This window comes from Paraburkholderia phytofirmans PsJN (genome assembly GCF_000020125.1).
Lineage (GTDB): Bacteria > Pseudomonadota > Gammaproteobacteria > Burkholderiales > Burkholderiaceae > Paraburkholderia > Paraburkholderia phytofirmans.
In genome coordinates, this window is the sequence record NC_010681.1 from 3,902,621 (window position 1) to 3,920,151 (window position 17,531).

14 protein-coding genes are annotated in these 17,531 nt (G+C 62.8%); 1 reads left to right on the plus strand and 13 read right to left on the minus strand.

The features are described 5' to 3' along the window. Position 1: 1 nt before the first annotated feature. The 12 genes from murC to coq7 all read right to left on the minus strand — a co-directional run bounded on the left by murC (position 2) and on the right by coq7 (position 14,144). A complete protein-coding gene (gene murC, locus BPHYT_RS17230; RefSeq protein ID WP_012434420.1) occupies positions 2–1,405 on the minus strand; it encodes a UDP-N-acetylmuramate--L-alanine ligase in 1,404 nt (467 codons plus the stop codon). Then, on the minus strand, positions 1,402–2,520 hold the full coding sequence (gene murG / locus BPHYT_RS17235) for an undecaprenyldiphospho-muramoylpentapeptide beta-N-acetylglucosaminyltransferase (RefSeq protein WP_012434421.1): 1,119 nt from the start codon (positions 2,518–2,520) through the stop codon (positions 1,402–1,404). The genes murC and murG overlap by 4 nt, the downstream gene beginning before the upstream one ends. After that, the gene (gene ftsW, locus BPHYT_RS17240) at positions 2,517–3,794 is read right to left on the minus strand and encodes a putative lipid II flippase FtsW (protein WP_012434422.1); all 1,278 of its coding nucleotides are present in this window, start codon (positions 3,792–3,794) and stop codon (positions 2,517–2,519) included. Before ftsW ends, murG begins: the two co-directional genes overlap by 4 nt. Then, positions 3,791–5,305 carry a UDP-N-acetylmuramoyl-L-alanine--D-glutamate ligase gene (murD, locus tag BPHYT_RS17245; protein ID WP_012434423.1) on the minus strand — a complete coding sequence of 505 codons (1,515 nt, stop codon included), beginning with the start codon at positions 5,303–5,305 and terminating at the stop codon, positions 3,791–3,793. Before murD ends, ftsW begins: the two co-directional genes overlap by 4 nt. A gap of 26 nt (positions 5,306–5,331) precedes the next feature. Next, on the minus strand, positions 5,332–6,501 hold the full coding sequence (gene mraY, locus BPHYT_RS17250; RefSeq protein WP_012434424.1) for a phospho-N-acetylmuramoyl-pentapeptide-transferase: 1,170 nt from the start codon (positions 6,499–6,501) through the stop codon (positions 5,332–5,334). Between the two features lie 17 nt (positions 6,502–6,518). Then, positions 6,519–7,925 (minus strand): UDP-N-acetylmuramoyl-tripeptide--D-alanyl-D-alanine ligase, encoded by a 1,407-nt coding sequence (locus BPHYT_RS17255; RefSeq protein ID WP_041758587.1) that lies wholly within the window; start codon positions 7,923–7,925, stop codon positions 6,519–6,521. Between the two features lie 17 nt (positions 7,926–7,942). Continuing rightward, positions 7,943–9,490 carry a UDP-N-acetylmuramoyl-L-alanyl-D-glutamate--2,6-diaminopimelate ligase gene (locus BPHYT_RS17260; protein ID WP_012434426.1) on the minus strand — a complete coding sequence of 516 codons (1,548 nt, stop codon included), beginning with the start codon at positions 9,488–9,490 and terminating at the stop codon, positions 7,943–7,945. After that, entirely contained in the window at positions 9,487–11,352 is a 1,866-nt protein-coding gene (locus BPHYT_RS17265) for a peptidoglycan D,D-transpeptidase FtsI family protein (protein WP_012434427.1), read from the minus strand. Before BPHYT_RS17265 ends, BPHYT_RS17260 begins: the two co-directional genes overlap by 4 nt. Further along, positions 11,349–11,699, minus strand: coding sequence for a cell division protein FtsL (gene ftsL / locus BPHYT_RS17270; RefSeq protein ID WP_012434428.1), 351 nt, complete (start codon positions 11,697–11,699; stop codon positions 11,349–11,351). The genes BPHYT_RS17265 and ftsL overlap by 4 nt, the downstream gene beginning before the upstream one ends. Then, on the minus strand, positions 11,696–12,649 hold the full coding sequence (rsmH, locus tag BPHYT_RS17275; RefSeq protein WP_012434429.1) for a 16S rRNA (cytosine(1402)-N(4))-methyltransferase RsmH: 954 nt from the start codon (positions 12,647–12,649) through the stop codon (positions 11,696–11,698). The genes ftsL and rsmH overlap by 4 nt, the downstream gene beginning before the upstream one ends. 15 nt (positions 12,650–12,664) lie before the next feature. Beyond that, a complete protein-coding gene (gene mraZ / locus BPHYT_RS17280; RefSeq protein ID WP_012434430.1) occupies positions 12,665–13,093 on the minus strand; it encodes a division/cell wall cluster transcriptional repressor MraZ in 429 nt (142 codons plus the stop codon). Positions 13,094–13,505: 412 nt separating this feature from the next. Next, a complete protein-coding gene (coq7, locus tag BPHYT_RS17285) occupies positions 13,506–14,144 on the minus strand; it encodes a 2-polyprenyl-3-methyl-6-methoxy-1,4-benzoquinone monooxygenase (protein WP_012434431.1) in 639 nt (212 codons plus the stop codon). A gap of 303 nt (positions 14,145–14,447) precedes the next feature. Between coq7 and BPHYT_RS17290 the strand changes: the two genes are divergently transcribed. After that, the gene (locus BPHYT_RS17290; protein WP_012434432.1) at positions 14,448–15,617 is read left to right on the plus strand and encodes a porin; all 1,170 of its coding nucleotides are present in this window, start codon (positions 14,448–14,450) and stop codon (positions 15,615–15,617) included. Between the two features lie 192 nt (positions 15,618–15,809). Here BPHYT_RS17290 and BPHYT_RS17295 read toward each other — a convergent pair whose 3' ends face one another. Beyond that, complete coding sequence (locus BPHYT_RS17295) at positions 15,810–17,483, minus strand: long-chain fatty acid--CoA ligase (RefSeq protein WP_012434433.1); 1,674 nt, start codon at positions 17,481–17,483, stop codon at positions 15,810–15,812. Between the last annotated feature and the right edge of the window lie 48 nt (positions 17,484–17,531).

Sequence of the window (17,531 nt, forward strand, 5' to 3'; positions counted from 1 at the left end):
CTCACACCTTCGTTTCCTGCGCGAGGCGACCCGGCACACCGCCGATCGAACCCGCGCCCATCGTGATCACCACATCGCCGTCGCGCACCACTGCTGAAAGCGCGTCCGGCACTTCATCCACCGTATCGACAAATACCGGCTCGACCTTGCCCGCCACCCGCAGCGCGCGCGCCAACGCGCGGCCGTCCGCGGCGACGATCGGCGACTCGCCGGCCGAATAGACTTCGGTCAGCACGAGCGCGTCGACGGTCGACAGCACTTTCACAAAATCCTCGAAGCAATCACGCGTGCGCGTGAAGCGGTGCGGCTGAAACGCCAGCACCAGACGACGCCCCGGAAATGCGCCGCGCGCCGCCGCCACCGTGGCCGCCATTTCGACCGGGTGATGACCGTAGTCGTCCACCAGCGTGTAGGCGCCGCTCGCTTTGCCTTCGCTTACGACAGGCACTTCGCCGTAGCGCTGGAAGCGTCGGCCCACGCCGTTGAAATCGGCCAGCGCTCGCTGGATATCGGCATCTTTCACTTCAAGTTCAGTCGCAATTGCAATCGCGGCCAAAGCGTTCTGCACGTTGTGCTCGCCCGGCAGATTCAAGACGATGTCGATCGGCGCCGCGTCTTCACGCATGGCCGTGAAATGCATCTTGCCGTCGTGCGCTTTGACGTTGACCGCGCGCACCTGCGCATCCGGCGCGAAACCGTAGCGGATGATCGGCTTCGACACGAACGGCAGAATTTCCTTCACGTTCGGATCGTCCACGCACAACACCGCGATACCGTAAAACGGCAGACGGTGCGTGAATTCGATGAACGCCTGCTTGAGCCGCGCGAAGTCGTGGCCGTAGGTGTCCATGTGATCGGCGTCGATGTTCGTGATGACTTCGATCACCGGGAACAGATTCAGGAACGACGCATCCGACTCGTCGGCTTCCGCGACGATGAAGTCGCCCGTGCCGAGCCGCGCATTCGCGCCTGCACTGATCAGCCGGCCGCCGATCACGAAAGTCGGATCCAGCCCGCCCGCCGCCAGCACGCTCGCCACCAGCGAAGTGGTCGTGGTCTTGCCGTGCGTACCGGCAATCGCGATGCCTTGCTTCAGGCGCATCAATTCCGCGAGCATTACTGCGCGCGGCACGATCGGAATGCGGCGATGACGCGCGGCCAGCACTTCCGGGTTGTCGCTACGCACAGCCGTGGAAACGACTACCGCATTCGCGCCTTCGATGTTCTCCGCCGCGTGACCGATCGCGATCCGCGCGCCGAGTGCGGCGAGGCGATCGGTGATCGCGTTGCTCGTGAGATCCGAGCCGCTCACCTGATAGCCGAGATTGACCAGCACCTCCGCGATGCCGCTCATGCCGACACCGCCGATGCCGACAAAGTGAATGTGTTTGACGATGTGTTTCATTGCTTTCCTTCTGGGCTCGCGCCCGAAATCGAACCCGCCACGGTCGCGCAAATCTGCGCGACCTGTTCAGTGGCGTCGGGTTTCGCGAGCGAGCGCGAACGCTCCGCCATCTCCGCGAGGGTCTCTCGCGTCTGGCTGCGCAACCAGTCAGCGAGGGTTTCCGCCGACAGATCGCGTTGCTGCACGACCAGCGCCGCGCCGTTGTCGGCGAGGAACGCTGCATTAGTGGTTTGGTGATCGTCTACTGCATACGGGAACGGCACGAAGAAAGCCGCCACGCCTACTGCTGAAATCTCTGAAACTGTCATGGCGCCCGAGCGGCAAATCACGAGGTCCGCGTTCGCGTAGGCGCTCGTCATGTCGTCGATGAACGGCACGAGTTCGACGTCGGCGCCTGCTTGCAAACCGGCTGCCGAGTAGTTCTCGCGCAGCGCTTCGATATGCTTCGCGCCCGCCTGATGCACGATGCGCGGGCGCTCATTCGGCGCGAGCAAAGCCACCGCACGCGGCACGACTTCATTCAATGCCGCCGCGCCCAGACTGCCGCCCACGACCAGCACATTCAGCGGACCGCTGCGTTGCGCGTAGCGTGCTTTGGGTGCAATTGCGCGCGCAAGTTCCTCACGAATCGGATTTCCCGTCCATTCACCGTGCGGCAATGCATTCGGAAACGCAACCAGCACGCGTTTGGCGACTTTCGCGAGCACCTTGTTCGCGAGACCCGCAATCGAATTCTGTTCATGCAACACCAGCGGCCGCCCGCTCAACGCGGTCATCAAGCCGGCCGGAAACGTGATGTAGCCGCCCATGCCGAGCACGACGTCGGGTTTCACGCGACGCAGTACGGAGAGACTTTGCGTGCAGGCGCGCAAGAGATTGACCGGCAGCATCAGCTTGGTTTTCATTCCCTTGCCGCGCAGGCCGCCGAAGCGCACGTATTCCATCGGGATGCCGTGCTTCGGCACCAGCGTCGCTTCCATGCCCGCGGGATTGCCGAGCCATACGACCTTCCAGCCCCACGCCTGCATCAGATGAGCGACCGCGAGCCCCGGGAACACGTGCCCCCCGGTGCCACCGGCCATCACCATCAGCGTGCGTTGCGGCAGAGCGGTCATACTTTCCCTCCGCGCATGAGCACCCGGTTCTCGTAATCGACCCGCATCAACACGGCAACAGCAACGCAGTTCAGCACAATGCCCGAGCCGCCATAACTGACGAGCGGCAACGTAAGACCCTTGGTCGGCAGCAAGCCAAGGTTCACGCCCATGTTGATGAAGGTCTGCGCGCCGAACCAGATGCCGATGCCCTTGGCGACGAGACCCGCGAACGTGCGATCGAGCGCAAGCGCCTGACGGCCGATCTCGAACGAGCGGCGCACGATCCAGTAAAACATCAGGATCACGACCAGCACACCGACAAAACCCAGTTCCTCGCCGATCACCGCGAGGATGAAGTCGGTATGCGCTTCCGGCAGATAGTTAAGTTTCTCGACGCTGCCGCCAAGGCCCACGCCGAACCACTCCCCACGGCCGAACGCGATCAGCGAGTGCGTCAATTGATAAGCCTTGCCCTGCGCGTAACGGTCGTCCCACGGATCGAGGTACGCGAAAATCCGTTCGCGACGCCACGGCGACGCCCACACCAGCAAACTGAATGTGCCGACCGCAGTGGCGACCAATCCGCCGAACAGCTTGCCGTTCACGCCGCCGAGAAACAGCACGCCCATCGCAATCGCGGCGATCACCATGAACGCGCCCATGTCCGGCTCGAGCAGCAGCAACGCGCCGACGAGACCCACCGCCACCGCCATCGGCAAAAAGCCTTTGGCGAAGCTGTGCATGTATTCCTGCTTGCGCACCGTGTAGTTCGCCGCGTAAATCGTCACCGCGAGCTTCATGATTTCCGACGGCTGCATGTTCGTGATGCCGAGCGGAATCCAGCGACGCGCGCCGTTCACGCCCTTGCCGACGTGCGGGATCAGCACGATCACCAGCGCGACCAGCGAAATCAGAAACAGCTTCGGCGCGTACTTGTCCCACGTCGCGATCGGAATGCGGAACGACACGATGCCGATCACCGAACCCATCACCACGAAGATGATCTGGCGCACGAGGAACGCGTAGTCACGGTACGACGCGTACTTCGGCGAATCGGGCATGGCGATCGACGCCGAATACACCATCACGACACCGAGCCCGAGCAGCGCGACGACCACCCACAGCAGCGAGTGATCGTAGTCGAGCATGCGCGAGCGCAGCGGACGCACGCCATTGACGGCGCTCGCGAGACCACTTCCGCCCGTGCGGCCGCCCACGCGTGCCGCGCCGCCCGAACCACCCGCGTCGCCGGCGGCGGCCTGACGCGAACCGAAACGTTCCGACCAGCTCATATCATCGTCCCCCGTTCGGCCGCGATGTCTTCTACCGTGCTGCGGAATACCGCGGCGCGGTGCGCGTAACCCTTGAACATGTCGAAGCTCGCGCAAGCCGGTGACAGCAGTACGGCATCGCCCGGTTCCGCAAGCGCGGTTGCTGCGCGCGTCGCTTCTTCGAGCGTAGCGTGATCGGTCATGGCGATGCCGGTGTCTTCCAGCGCGGCGCGAATCAGCGGCGCGTCACGGCCGATCAGCATCACGGCGCGGCACCAGCGCATGACCGGCGCGGCCAGCGGTTCGAAATCCTGGCCCTTGCCGTCGCCGCCGGCGATCAGCACGATGCGCTGCGCAAGCCCGTCGAGCGCGGCAACCGTCGCGCCGACATTGGTGCCCTTGCTATCGTCCACGTAGTCGATACCGTCGATCGACGCGATTAATTCCACGCGATGCGGCTCGCCGCGATATTCGCGCAGTCCGTGCAACAGCGGCGCGCCCGGCAGACCGATTGCGCGTGTAAGCGCGTAGGCGGCGAGTGCGTTGGCGGCGTTGTGCAGACCGCGAATACGCAAGGCGTCTGCAGGCATCAAGCGTTTCAGCGCGATATTCGGCGGCGTGACCACTTCGTTCTTGCGACGGCGCTTTGGCACCGGTTCGTCGGTGGCGTCGCGATCGTGCGCCTGCACGAGCCAGATCATGCCGTTGTCGCGCAGCAGACCGTAGTCGCCGTCGTTCTTCGGCTCGGTGACGCCGAACGTAACCATCTCGGCTTCGCTGTCTTCCGCGGGCGCCAGCTTCATGACGCGCGAGTCATCGCGATTCAGCACGCGCACAGTCTGCGCACCGAAGATGCGGCCCTTCGCGGCGGCGTATGCGTCCAAACCGCCGTGCCAGTCCAGATGATCCTGAGTGATGTTCAGCACGACCGCCGCATCCGGCGTAAACGTGTGCGCGGTTTCCAACTGGAAGCTCGACAGTTCGAGCACCCACACGTCGGGCAACGCGGTGTTGTCGATCGCTTCCGAGAGTTTGTCGAGCAGCGCCGGGCTAATGTTGCCGGCTACCGCGACCTTCTTGCCGGCGCGCTCGCACAACAAGCCCGTCAGGCTCGTGGTCGTGGTCTTGCCGTTGGTGCCGGTAATCGCGATCACCTTCGGCGCATAGCCGCTTTCGCCGAGCGCCTTTAGCGCTTGCGAGAAGAGTTCGAGTTCGCCCCACACGGGAATGCCCTGCTCGCGCGCCGCCGAAATCAGCGGCACCAGATCGGCGGCAAGCGGCGACAAACCCGGGCTGATGGCAACGAGTTCGACACCTTCGAGCAACACCGGCGAAAACGGGCCGCCGACGAACGCGGCGTCGATGCCGTGCGCTTCCAGCGCGGGCAGGTTCGGCGGCACTTCACGCGTATCGGCCACACGCAGCCGACAGCCGTGCCGCGCGCACCAGCGCGCCATAGCGAGACCGGATTCACCCAGTCCCAGCACGAGCACCATCGGCTTTTGCCGATCCCGAAACTTCTCGCCGAACATCGCCTGCTTCCTTAATGACCTGCTGCTTAACGCAGTTTGAGCGTGGACAAACCAAAGAGACACAACATCAACGTGATGATCCAGAAGCGCACGACCACCTGCGTTTCTTTCCACCCCGACAACTCGAAATGGTGATGCAGCGGCGCCATCTTGAAGAGACGCCGCCCTTCGCCGAAACGGCGCTTGGTGAACTTGAACCAGGTGACCTGCAACATCACGGAAAGCGTCTCAGCGACGAAAATGCCGCCCATGATGAAGAGCACGATTTCCTGACGCACGATCACCGCTACCGTGCCGAGCGCGCCACCGAGCGCGAGCGCGCCGACGTCGCCCATGAACATCTGCGCCGGGTGCGTGTTGAACCAGAGGAACGCGAGCCCTGCCCCGCCCATCGCCGAACAGAAGATCAGCAGTTCACCCGCGCCGGCGATATGCGGAAACAGCAGATACTTCGAATAGACCGAGCTGCCCATCACGTAAGCGAACACGCCGAGCGACGCGCCGACCAGCACGACCGGCATGATCACGAGGCCGTCGAGGCCATCAGTGAGGTTGACCGCGTTGCTCGCGCCGACGATCACCAGATACGTCAACACGATGAAGCCCCACACGCCGAGCGGATAGCTGATCGACTTGACGAACGGCAGCATCAAATCGGCGTGCGGCGGCAAGCCCATCGAGAGGCCGCTCCTCACCCACGCCATGAACAGGTCGAACACGCGCACATTGCTCGCTTCGGACACACTGAAGGCCAGATAAACTGCCGCGAACAGCCCGATCACCGACTGCCAGAAATACTTTTCACGCGACGACATGCCGCGCGGGTCCTTGTAGACCACCTTGCGGTAATCGTCGACCCAGCCGATCACGCCGAAACCGAACGTGACGAGCATCACGATCCAGATGAAGCGATTGGTCAGATCGGCCCACAACAAAGTAGCCACGGCGATGCCGAGCAGAATCAGCACACCACCCATGGTCGGCGTGCCCGATTTGACGAGGTGCGTTTGCGGGCCGTCTTTACGAACGGCCTGACCGACCTTCATGGCGGTCAGCTTGCGAATCACCGCCGGGCCGCAGACGAGCCCGATCAGCAGCGCGGTGATGGTCGCCATCACCGCACGGAAAGTCAGATAACTGAACACGCGCAAGAAGCTTGCGTCATTCTGCAGCCATTGCGCCAGCGCCAGTAGCATGCTTCGGTCCTTCTATTTCAATGTGCGGCGGGCGTACTGCCCGCTGCGTTGGGTTGTGGACTCGTTACGGCGTCCACCACGCGCTCCATCTGCATGAAGCGCGAGCCTTTCACGAGAAGCGTTGCAGTAGAACCGAAACCGGCCTGCTGCAATTGCGCGACCAGCGTGCCGATGTCGGCGACGTGATGCGCGCTCGCGCCATACGCGGTACAGGCGTCGCGCGAGGCGTCGCCCATTGCGTACAGCGCGTCGATACCGCGCTCCTTGGCGTAAGCGCCAATTTCGCGGTGGAACGCCGGACCGTTGTCGCCGACTTCGCCCATGTCGCCCATCACCAGCACGCGCGGCGCGGCACGTGAGGCGAGCACGTCGATCGCGGCGCGCATCGAATCGGGGTTGGCGTTATAGGTGTCGTCGATGACGGTGGCGCCGGCGAGCGTGCCGAGCACAGCTTGCTTCACCTGCAAACGGCCTTTCACGGCGCCGAACGATTCGAGGCCGCGCTTGATGGCGTCGAGCGACACGCCCGCTGCCAAAGCTGCCGACGTTGCGGCCAGTGCGTTGTGCGCATTGTGGTCGCCGAGCACTTGCAGCGTGACTTCGATCTGGCCTTCCGGCGTGTCGATGCTCAGGACGTTGCCGGCGAACGTGCCTTTCACCGCCGCCTCGGTGATGCGCTCGGCGGAGTTCAGTGCGAAATCCATGATGCGGCTGCCGGTTGCGGCCACGCGCCAGATGCTCGCGTAGGCGTCGTCGGCGGGGAACACCGCGACGCCTTCCGGCGTCAGCGCGTGAATCACGCTCGCATGTTCGAGCGCGACCGCTTCGACCGTCGCCATGAATTCCTGATGCTCGCGCTGCGCGTTGTTCACCACGGCGACCGTCGGCTCAGCGATTTTCGCGAGCTCCAAGGTTTCGCCCGGATGGTTCATGCCCAGTTCGACTACCGCCAATTGATGTGCTGCGTGCAGACGGAACAGCGTGAGCGGCAAGCCGATGTCGTTGTTGAAGTTGCCCGCGGTCGCGAGACGCGCGTCGGCGCCGACCGCGGCGGCGAAGATCGACGCGATCATTTCCTTGACCGTGGTCTTGCCATTGCTGCCCGTCACGGCGACGAGCGGCATGCTGAACTTGCGGCGCCAGCCGCGTGCGAGCGCGCCGAGACCCACGCGCGTGTCCGTGACTTTGAGCGCCGGCACAGTCCAGTCTTGCGGCGTGCGCGTGATGAGAACGGCCGTCACGTTGCGCGCGGCGACGTCCGGCAGAAAGTCGTGAGCGTCGAACCGGTCGCCCTTGATCGCGACGAACAGATCGCCGGGGCCCGCGCTGCGGCTGTCGGTCGAGACGCGTTCGAATGTGACGTATTCGTCGCCGATAACGGTTGCGCCGGAGATCAGCGCGGCGGCTTCACGCAGCGAGAACATAGCATCTCCATGCCGGTTCATTCGCCACCTCCGCGTGCGTGCGTCGCGCGTGCGGCCAGCGCGAGGCGAGCGTGGTCCTGATCGGAGAAAGCGCGTTTCTTGCCCATGATTTCCTGTGTTGCTTCGTGCCCCTTGCCGGCCAGCACGATGACGTCTTCGCGCGCCGCGCTGCGGATCGCTTGCAGGATCGCGCTCGCGCGGTCCTCGATACGGCGCGCCTTCGACGCGTCTTTCATTCCAGCCGCGATCTGCTCGATGATGGCCTGCGGATCTTCGCTGCGTGGGTTGTCGCTGGTCACCACGACGCCGTCGGCGATTTTCTCGGCGATCGCGCCCATCAACGGACGCTTGGTGGCGTCGCGGTCACCGCCGCAGCCGAACATGCAGATCAGTTCGCCGCCGCGCGCGGTGGCCATCGGGCGCAACGCTTCGAGTGTTTTTTCCAGCGCGTCCGGCGTGTGCGCGTAATCGATCACGACGAGCGGTTCGTCGTTTTGCAAGCGGCCACCGAGACGCTGCATGCGGCCGTTCACCGATTCGAGCTTTGCCAGTTCGGCCACGGCGGCGTTGAACGGAACGTCGGCGGCGAGCAATGCGCCCAGCACGCCGAGGAGATTGCTCACGTTGAACGCGCCGAGCGTTTGCACTTCGACTTCGGCATTGCCCCAATCTGAGGTGCTCAGATGGAACGCCGTGCCCGTGGCGGTGGCGCGCACGTTTGAAGCGAGCAGAAGCGCGTCGGCTTTCGGCGCGTCTTGCAGTGTGTCGTCGAGCCCGTAGGCGATCGTGCGTGCATGGCCTTGCGTGCTCGCGAGCAAGCGGCGGCCGGCGGCATCGTCGCGATTGATCACGGCCGCGCGCAGGTCCGGCCACGCGAACAGACGCGCTTTGGCGGCTTCGTAGGCTTCGAACGTGTGGTGATAGTCGAGATGGTCTTGCGTGAGATTCGTGAATACGGCGATGTCGAACGCCGTGCCGTTCACGCGGCCCTGATGCAGCGCGTGCGACGACACTTCCATGGCCACCGCCTGCGCGCCCGCATCGCGCAACTGCGCGAGACTGCGCTGCAATTGCGGCGCGTCGGGCGTAGTAAAGCCGGTGTGCACCAGGTGGCCCGGCAAGCCGGAGCCGAGCGTGCCGATGATCGCGCAGCGCGTGCCGAGCGCCGTCAGCGCCGCCGAGATCCACTGGCTGCACGAGGTCTTGCCGTTCGTGCCGGTGACGCCGAGCGTCAGCATGCTGTCGCTCGGATCGTTGTACCAGCCGCTCGCGATCGAACCGGCAAGTTCGTTCAACGCCGGCACCGCCAGCGTGTTCGACGGATCGATCGCGCCGCTGAAGCCTTCGGGCTGAACCAGCACGGCGGCGGCGCCACGTTCGATGGCGCCTTCGATGAACGGGCGGTTGTCCGCGCCATCCACGGCGTAGGCGAAAAACGCGTCGCCGGCCGCGAGCGAGCGCGTGTCGGCGTGCAGATGCGCGCCTGGCCGCACGTGAGCATGCAGCCAGGCGAGGGCGTCGGCGATCTGCCGCTGTGCGGGATGCTTCTTCCGCAACATGCTCATCGCACGACTCCCGGATGGCTTTTCGCGTTCGCGGAAATCGTCATCTTCTTCGCGCCCGCGCTGGTGGAGAGTTTCTTGGCCGTGGCTGGCGTGGCGGGCGCGGCCGGTGCTGCCGGCGCCGAATCGTCCGACACCACCATTTGCTTGACCGGCATGTCCGGCGGCACATTCAACGAGCGCAGCGTGTCGCCGACGATGCTCGAGAACACCGGGCCCGACACCTGACCGCCGAAGTGGCTGCCCGCCGTCGGTTCGTCGACCGAGACGGCGACGACGATACGCGGGTTCGGCATCGGCGCCATGCCGACGAACGAAGCGCGATATTTGGAGTGGTCGTAGCCGTGCGCGCCGTGCTTGTACGCCGTACCGCTCTTGCCGCCGACGCGATAACCCGGCACCGCCGCATCCGGCGACGTGCCGCCCGGCGCCGTAACGGTTTCGAGCATTGCGCGCACCTGGCGAGCGGTGGTGGGCGCGAATATCTGCGGACCGGTGGCCGGCTGATCGCCAGGCGTGCGGAAAATCGACACCGGCATGATTTCGCCGTCATGGGCGATCGCGGTGTAAGCGCGGCCCAGCTGGAACAGCGACACCGACAGGCCGTAACCATACGACATGGTGGCCTGCTCGATGCGGCGCCAACTCTTCCACGGGCGCAGACGGCCGGCCGCCGCGCCAGGGAAACCGACCTTCGGCGCCTGGCCGAGACCGATGCTGGTGTACATGTTCCACATCTCTTCGGGCTTGAGCTGCATGGCGATCTTGGTCGCGCCGATGTTGCTCGACTTCTGGATCACGCCGCCCACCGTCAGCACGCCGAACGCGCTGTCGTCGGTAATCGGCGCACCGTCAAGCACGAAGCGGCCGCCGCCTGTATCAACCAGTGTAGTCGGCGTGACGCGGTGCAGATCGAGCGCGAGCGAGACCGTGAACGGCTTCATGATCGAGCCGGGCTCGAACGTGTCGGTCAGGATGCGGTTGCGCAACTGGTCGCCGGTCAGGTGTGAACGGTCGTTCGGGTTGTACGTGGGGTAATTGACCAGCGCCAGCACTTCGCCGGTGCGCACGTCGATCACCATGGCCGCGCCGGCCTTTGCCTTGAATTTCTCGACGGCCGCCTTCAGGTTCGTATAAGCGATGTACTGAATCTTGCTGTCGATCGAGAGATCCACGTCCTGGCCGTTGTGCGGCACGACCTGCTCGTCCACGTCTTCAATGATGTGGCCCATGCGGTCCTTGATCACGCGGCGGCTGCCCGACATGCCGGCGAGCAGCTTCTGGTCGCCGAGTTCGACGCCTTCCTGCCCTTCGTCTTCCACATTGGTGAAGCCGATCAGGTGAGCCGTGATCTCGCCTTCCGGATAGAAGCGCTTGTACTCGTCGCGCGCGTAGATGCCGGGGATCTCCAGCGCGGCGACCTTTGCGGCGACGTCGACCGGCACCTGGCGCTTTACGTAGACGAAGGTCTTGTCTTCCGAGAGCTTGGCGCGCAGCTCCTTATTAGTCATGCCGAGCAGTTTGCCGAGCGACGTCAGCTTGTCCGCGCCAAGGTCGTCCGGCACCGATTCGGGAATCGCCCAGATCGCGCGTACCGGCAGACTCGTGGCGAGCACGAGACCGTTGCGGTCGAGAATCTTGCCGCGCGTGGCCGGCAGTTCGAGGCGGCGCTGATAGCGGATTTCGCCCTGCTTCAGATAGAAAGCGTTGCCCGGGCCCTGAATCCAGAACGCGCGCGCGGTGAGCGCGACGAACGCCATGAACAGCATGAACACGACGAGCTTGGAGCGCCACATTGGCAGGCGCACCGAGAGGATCGGATTGGCCGAGAAGGCCACGCTCTTGCGAGTCGACGATTTTTTCATCGCACGCCTCCGCGACGGGTCGCCGCCGGCGCCGATGCCGGGCCGGAAGTCGGAATCGGTGCGTCCTGGGCTTTCGCCGCGCCCGGGTCGAGTGTGAGGTACTGGGTGCGGCCGGTGGTGACCGATTGCATCTTCAGGGAATCAGTGGCGATAGTCTCGATGCGCGACGTTTTCGACAACGCGCTCTGCTGATATTGAAGCTGCGAGTAATCCTGCTGGAGCTGGCGCTCCTGCGATTGGGCGCGCTGCAACTGGATAAAGATCTGACGCTGCTGATTGGTAGCGTTGACGACGGACAGAGCGCAACCCATCACGATGATCAGCAGGAAGATGTTGAGACGGTTCATGGTGCGATCCGCTCCGCCACGCGCATCACGGCAGAACGGGCGCGCGGATTCGCGGCGACTTCAGCGTCGCTTGCGAATACGCGGCCGATGATTTTGAGCGGAGGGCTCGGCAAATCGACGGCGCGAATCGGCAGACGGCGATCCACTGCGGGCGTACTCGCGTGCGCCTGCATGAATCGCTTGACGATCCGGTCCTCGAGCGAATGAAAGCTGATGACCACCAGCCGCCCCCCTTGCTCCAACAGCGACAACGCTGCTTCTAAAACGACTTGCAGCTCCGCAAGCTCTTGATTGATGTGAATCCGTATAGCTTGAAAGGTGCGGGTTGCCGGATCCTTGCCCTTCTCACGGGTTTTGACGACGTTAGCCACGATTTGGGCAAGCTCGCCCGTGCTGACGAGAGGCCCAAGACGGTCGGACTCTGCCCGGCGAGCAACAAGCGCCTTTGCAATCTGAAAAGCAAACCGTTCTTCCCCATAATCTCGTATCACCTCCGTCAATTCCTGCACCGTGGCCCGCGCCAGCCAGTCAGCGGCAGACTCGCCGCGCGTCGGGTCCATCCGCATGTCGAGTGGGCCGTCGGCGCGGAAGCTGAAGCCCCGCTCCGGATCGTCGATTTGCGGCGACGATATGCCCAGATCCAATAAAACACCCGACACCCGTCCTACGCCGCGCTCCGCAATCGCGGTGCGCAGTGAAGCAAAACTCTCGTGCACGATGCCGAAGCGCGGATCGGCAATCTGCTGCGCCGTGGCGATGGCGAGCGGGTCTTTGTCGAAAGCGATCAGGCGCCCCGACTCCGCCAGCTTCTCCAACACCAGGCGGCTATGCCCACCGCGCCCGAACGTGCCGTCCACATACACGCCGTCCGCGCGCGTGACCAGCGCTTGAACCGCTTCTTCCAGCAGCACCGTGCGATGCTGCAATTCGTTTCCCATCGCAGGTGCCATATATGTAAACCGCGATCAGAACGTGAAATCTTTTAACGCGTCGGGCATGCCCTCGGCCATTGCCGCCTGTTCCTTCGCGGCGTATGTTTGTGCATCCCACAACTCGAAGTGACGACCCATGCCGAGCAAGGTCACTTCTTTTTCCAACCCACCAGCCGTGCGCAATTCCGGCGACACGAGCACGCGCCCTGCGCCGTCCATTTCCACGTCCATTGCATTGCCGAGAAAAATGCGCTTCCACCAGGTCGCGTTCATGGGCAGCTTGTCGACCTTGTCGCGGAAGATCTCCCACTCCGGGCGCGGAAAGAGCAACAGGCAGCCGTCCGGGTGCTTGGTGATCGTCACCCGGCCCTCTGCCTGTGTCTGCAGCGCATCCCGATATCGAGAGGGGATAGACATCCGCCCTTTCGCATCGAGCGTCAGCGCCGACGCCCCTTGGAACACTTCGCTCTCCCCATGTGGCGCATTGGCGCGCCAGCTGCCCGATCCATGAAAATCTACCCGAAACCGCTTGCGAGATCACACAAAAATACACTTTCTCACACTGTCTCCCACTTTAGAGGAACGCTAAACGGGGGTCAAGGGAGATACGTGCTTTTCCGGCGAATTTTGTTTGTTAGAACAAGGACTTAGCGCGACTCCTTCACGTCACGCATAAAACGGAAAACCGTTATAAATGAATGAGCTAGTGCAGCTTGTGAAGGTGATACGTGAAAAGTGCGGGGGAAAGGCGTGGAATGAAAGAGATCGTTAAGCGGGACCGGCAGGTGTGGGATGGCGTTTCCGGGTGCTTCAGGCGGACGGCGCGCGAGGCGCCGTCCCACTTCCGAGAGGTGCGTGAACGGCTGGCTTTAACTTATATGTAATAGGCGGTGCGGGTCATGACTTTCGACACGGCGCGCATCAATGCGCGCGCGGGAAACGGTAGCTCGAGGCCGCCGGCTTCCATCGCCGCTTTGCCGTGTTCCGCTTCGTCCACGCGCATCTGCTCGACGATGGCACGCGACTCGTGATCGGCTGCCGGCAACTCGTCCAGATGGCTGTCGAGATGCAGTTCCACCTGACGCTCGGTCTCGGCCATGAAGCCGAGGCTGACACGGTCGCCCATGCGCCCAGCCGCGAGGCCGATGGCAAGCGCGCCCGTATACCAGAGCGGGTTCAGCAGACTGGGACGCGAGTCGAGCGCTTCAAGACGTTTTGAAGTCCACGCGAGATGATCTTCTTCCTCGATTGCGGCGCGATCGAACACGGCCCGCAAGGACGGCGATTTGGTAGCGAGTTTCTGAGCCTGGTAGAGCGCCTGGGCGCAGACCTCGCCGACGTGATTCACGCGCATCAAGCCAGCCGCGTGCGCACGCTCGGCCGGTGAGAGTTCGACCGCCGGTTCCGTCACCTTGGATTCCTGCGGAACCGGCAACGGACGACTCATCCGCGACACGCCGGTCATTGAGCGTAAACCCCGATCAAACTCGCTAATCAACTCGTCCAGAAACATTCAGCACTCCCTCATTCAACAACCGCGCGACCGATCTGCCAGGTCCGCTCGACAAGGCTTTGCAGCGCAAAACCGGCTTCGCGGAAACCTTCAAATCGCATGAATCGGGCGGCCAATTTCTGATTTTAGACCATGTTGCGTAAACGAAACAGGAGCCTTCGCGCCCCGCTCCTTTTTCTTTGTGCCATGTATGCCTTTTGTTACATTACGTGCAACTTCTCGCGAAGTTGGACATGCAAGGCCTCAACGCTAGATAAATATTCTGCCTTGTACAAAAGATTCGTAATCCTTGGAGATCATTCGATGAAAAAGTCGCTTCTCGCTCTCGCAGCACTGGGCGCATTCGCAGGCGTCGCACATGCTCAGAGCAGCGTGACCCTGTACGGTATCATTGACGAAGGCTTCAACATCAACACCAACTCGGGTGGCAAGCACCTGTACAACCTGTCCAGCGGCGTTCTGCAAGGCTCGCGTTTCGGCCTGCGCGGCACGGAAGATCTGGGCGGCGGTCTGAAGGCAATCTTCGTGTTGGAAAACGGCTTTGACGTGAACAACGGCAAGCTGGGTCAAGGCGGCCTGATGTTCGGTCGTCAAGCTTACGTCGGCCTGTCGAGCCAATTCGGTACGGTCACGCTGGGTCGTCAGTACGACTCCGTCGTCGACTACGTCGGTCCGCTGGAAGCCGGCGACCAGTGGGGCGGCTACATCGCTGCTCACCCGGGCGACATCGACAACTTCAACAACGCGTACCGCACCAACAACACGGTCAAGTACACGAGCGCAAACTACGGCGGCCTGACGTTCGGCGGCACGTACAGCTTCGGCGGCATCGCCGGCAACGTCACGTCGAACCAGATCTGGTCGTTGGGCGCTGGCTACAACAACGGTCCGTTGGTCTTGGGCGTTGGCTACTTGAACGCACGCACGCCGGCAGCTGCGGGCGGCCTGTTCAACACCGGCAGCACGGCTGCAGCACCGGCCGCAGCTGTGACGTCGCCGATCTACGCTGGCTTCACGTCGGCTAACACGTACCAAGTGATCGGTGCAGGCGGCGCGTACACGTTCGGCGCAGCGACCATCGGTGCAACGTACTCGAACATCCGCTTCGGCAACCTGGGCGCATCGTATGCATCGCCGTTCAAGGGCCAGTCGGCAACGTTCAACAACGCAGAACTGAACTTCAAGTATCAGTTGACCCCGGCATTGCTGGTCGGCGCAGCGTATGACTACACGCGCGGCGCGGAAATCAACGGCAACTCGCGTGCTCAGTACCACCAAGGCGCAGTTGGCGTGGACTACTTCCTGTCCAAGCGTACCGACGTGTACGTGACGGGTGTGTACCAACACGCTCTGGGCGACACGGTCACCGCTGGTGGCGCTGTGGTCGACGCAACGGCAGGCATCAACGGCCTGTCGGGTTCGTCGAACCAGAACCAGTTCACGGCGCGCATCGGTATCCGCCACAAGTTCTAATAAGTCGTAAAAAAGCAGTCTGCCTCAAAGGCGCCTTCGGGCGCCTTTTTTTATGGCGCGCTGCCGGTGGGTTTTGCAATGCGATTGCTGCGTAAAAAAAGCCCGACAGACTTTCGTCTGCCGGGCTTTTTCGCTTTTTCGGTTACTCGCCGCTTCTTGCCGGTATCGCGCGTGATCAGCACGCGATTCCGCCTACGCCCGTCCGTCGCGCAACTCTCGACGCAAAATCTTGCCGACATTGCTCTTCGGCAGCTCGGTACGGAACTCGACGATCTTAGGCCGCTTGTAGCCGGTCAACTGCTGCTTGCAGTAGGCGAAGATGTCGGCATCGGTGAGCGCCTGATCCTTCTTCACCACGAACAGCTTCACCGCTTCGCCGGAATGCTGGTCCGGCACGCCGACCGCTGCAACCTCGAACACGCCCGGTAGCTTGGCGACCACGTCTTCGATTTCGTTCGGATAGACATTGAAACCGGACACCAGAATCATGTCCTTCTTGCGGTCGACGATCTTGACGAAGCCGCCGTCATTCATCAGGCCGACATCGCCCGATTTGAAGAACCCGTCCGCCGTCATCACTTTCGCGGTTTCGTCGGGCCGGTTCCAGTAGCCTGCCATCACCTGCGGCCCGCGGATGCAAATCTCGCCGGGCTGACCGAGCGGCACCTCGTTACCTTCGTCGTCACGAATCGAGATTTCCGTCGACGGCAGCGGCAGGCCGATTGTTCCGCTGTATTCGGTGACCGTGACCGGATTGCAGGTCACGCACGGCGACGTCTCCGACAAACCGTATCCTTCGATAATCGGCGTATGAGTCTGCTCGTACCAGCGTTTGGCGACGGCTTCCTGCACCGCCATACCTCCGCCGTTCGCGGCGATCAGCTTCGAAAAATCGAGCTTATGGAAATCCGGGCTGTTCAACAACGCGTTGTACAGCGTGTTGACGGCGGGAATCGTCGTGATCGGATAGCCTTCCAGCGCCTTGATCATGCCGGGAATGTCGCGCGGATTCGGAATGAGTACGCCGAGGCCACCAGTGCGGATCGTCAGCAGCCCGCACACGGTCAGCGCGAACACGTGATACAGCGGCAAGGCGACGACGGTGACGAACTGATCGATATCCTTGCGATTCGCGCGAACCGGATCGAGCCAGATCTCCGACTGCAGCACATTGGCGATCAGGTTCCGATGCAGCAGCGTTGCGCCCTTGGCCACACCTGTCGTTCCGCCCGTGTACTGGAGAAATGCGACGTCTTCAGGGCCTTGCTGGACCGGCTTGAAATTCTGGCGTGCGCCTTCTGCTATGGCGGTGTTGAATTTGACGTGCCCCGGCAGACTCCAGGCCGGCACCATCTTCTTCACCTTGCGCACGACGAAATTCACCAGCGTGCCCTTGATCCCCATCAAGTCGCCCATTGCCGCCACAACCACATGCTTGATCGACGTGTTGCGCACGATCGCCTGCAGCGTAACCGCGAAATTCTCGAGCAGAATGATCGCCTCCGCTCCGCTGTCCTTGAGTTGATGCTCGAGTTCACGCGGCGTATAGAGCGGGTTCACGTTCACGACCACATAGCCCGCGCGCAAGATGGCTGCAATGGCCACCGGATACTGCAGCACGTTGGGCATCATGATCGCGATGCGCGCGCCGCGGGCCAAGCCCTTCGACTGAAACCACGCGGCGAGTTTGCGCGAAAGCGCGTCGAGCTCGCCGTAGCTGATCTCCTTGCCCATGCAGACGAACGCCGGTTTGGCGCGGTGCTCGCGGAAGGCTTCTTCGAGCAGTTCTCCCACCGACGAATAGCGGCTCGGGTCGATCTCTGCGGGAACGCCGGGCGGATAAGATTTCAGCCAGATTTTGTCCATGCAGCGTCTCCTCCTTTATTTTCGAATGGTCGTGCTAAAAACGCATCG

Excerpts from the sequence above, each read along its gene's own strand:
- BPHYT_RS17290 (WP_012434432.1), top strand. The coding sequence starts at position 14,448 with ATGAAAAAGTCGCTTCTCGCTCTCGCAGCACTGGGCGCATTCGCAGGC.
- murG (WP_012434421.1), bottom strand. The coding sequence starts at position 2,520 with ATGACCGCTCTGCCGCAACGCACGCTGATGGTGATGGCCGGTGGCACC.
- murC (WP_012434420.1), bottom strand. The coding sequence starts at position 1,405 with ATGAAACACATCGTCAAACACATTCACTTTGTCGGCATCGGCGGTGTC.
- murD (WP_012434423.1), bottom strand. The coding sequence starts at position 5,305 with ATGTTCGGCGAGAAGTTTCGGGATCGGCAAAAGCCGATGGTGCTCGTG.
- rsmH (WP_012434429.1), bottom strand. The coding sequence starts at position 12,649 with ATGGCACCTGCGATGGGAAACGAATTGCAGCATCGCACGGTGCTGCTG.
- BPHYT_RS17265 (WP_012434427.1), bottom strand. The coding sequence starts at position 11,352 with ATGAAAAAATCGTCGACTCGCAAGAGCGTGGCCTTCTCGGCCAATCCG.
- coq7 (WP_012434431.1), bottom strand. The coding sequence starts at position 14,144 with ATGTTTCTGGACGAGTTGATTAGCGAGTTTGATCGGGGTTTACGCTCA.
- ftsW (WP_012434422.1), bottom strand. The coding sequence starts at position 3,794 with ATGAGCTGGTCGGAACGTTTCGGTTCGCGTCAGGCCGCCGCCGGCGAC.
- ftsL (WP_012434428.1), bottom strand. The coding sequence starts at position 11,699 with ATGAACCGTCTCAACATCTTCCTGCTGATCATCGTGATGGGTTGCGCT.
- BPHYT_RS17295 (WP_012434433.1), bottom strand. The coding sequence starts at position 17,483 with ATGGACAAAATCTGGCTGAAATCTTATCCGCCCGGCGTTCCCGCAGAG.
- BPHYT_RS17260 (WP_012434426.1), bottom strand. The coding sequence starts at position 9,490 with ATGAGCATGTTGCGGAAGAAGCATCCCGCACAGCGGCAGATCGCCGAC.
- mraY (WP_012434424.1), bottom strand. The coding sequence starts at position 6,501 with ATGCTACTGGCGCTGGCGCAATGGCTGCAGAATGACGCAAGCTTCTTG.
- BPHYT_RS17255 (WP_041758587.1), bottom strand. The coding sequence starts at position 7,925 with ATGTTCTCGCTGCGTGAAGCCGCCGCGCTGATCTCCGGCGCAACCGTT.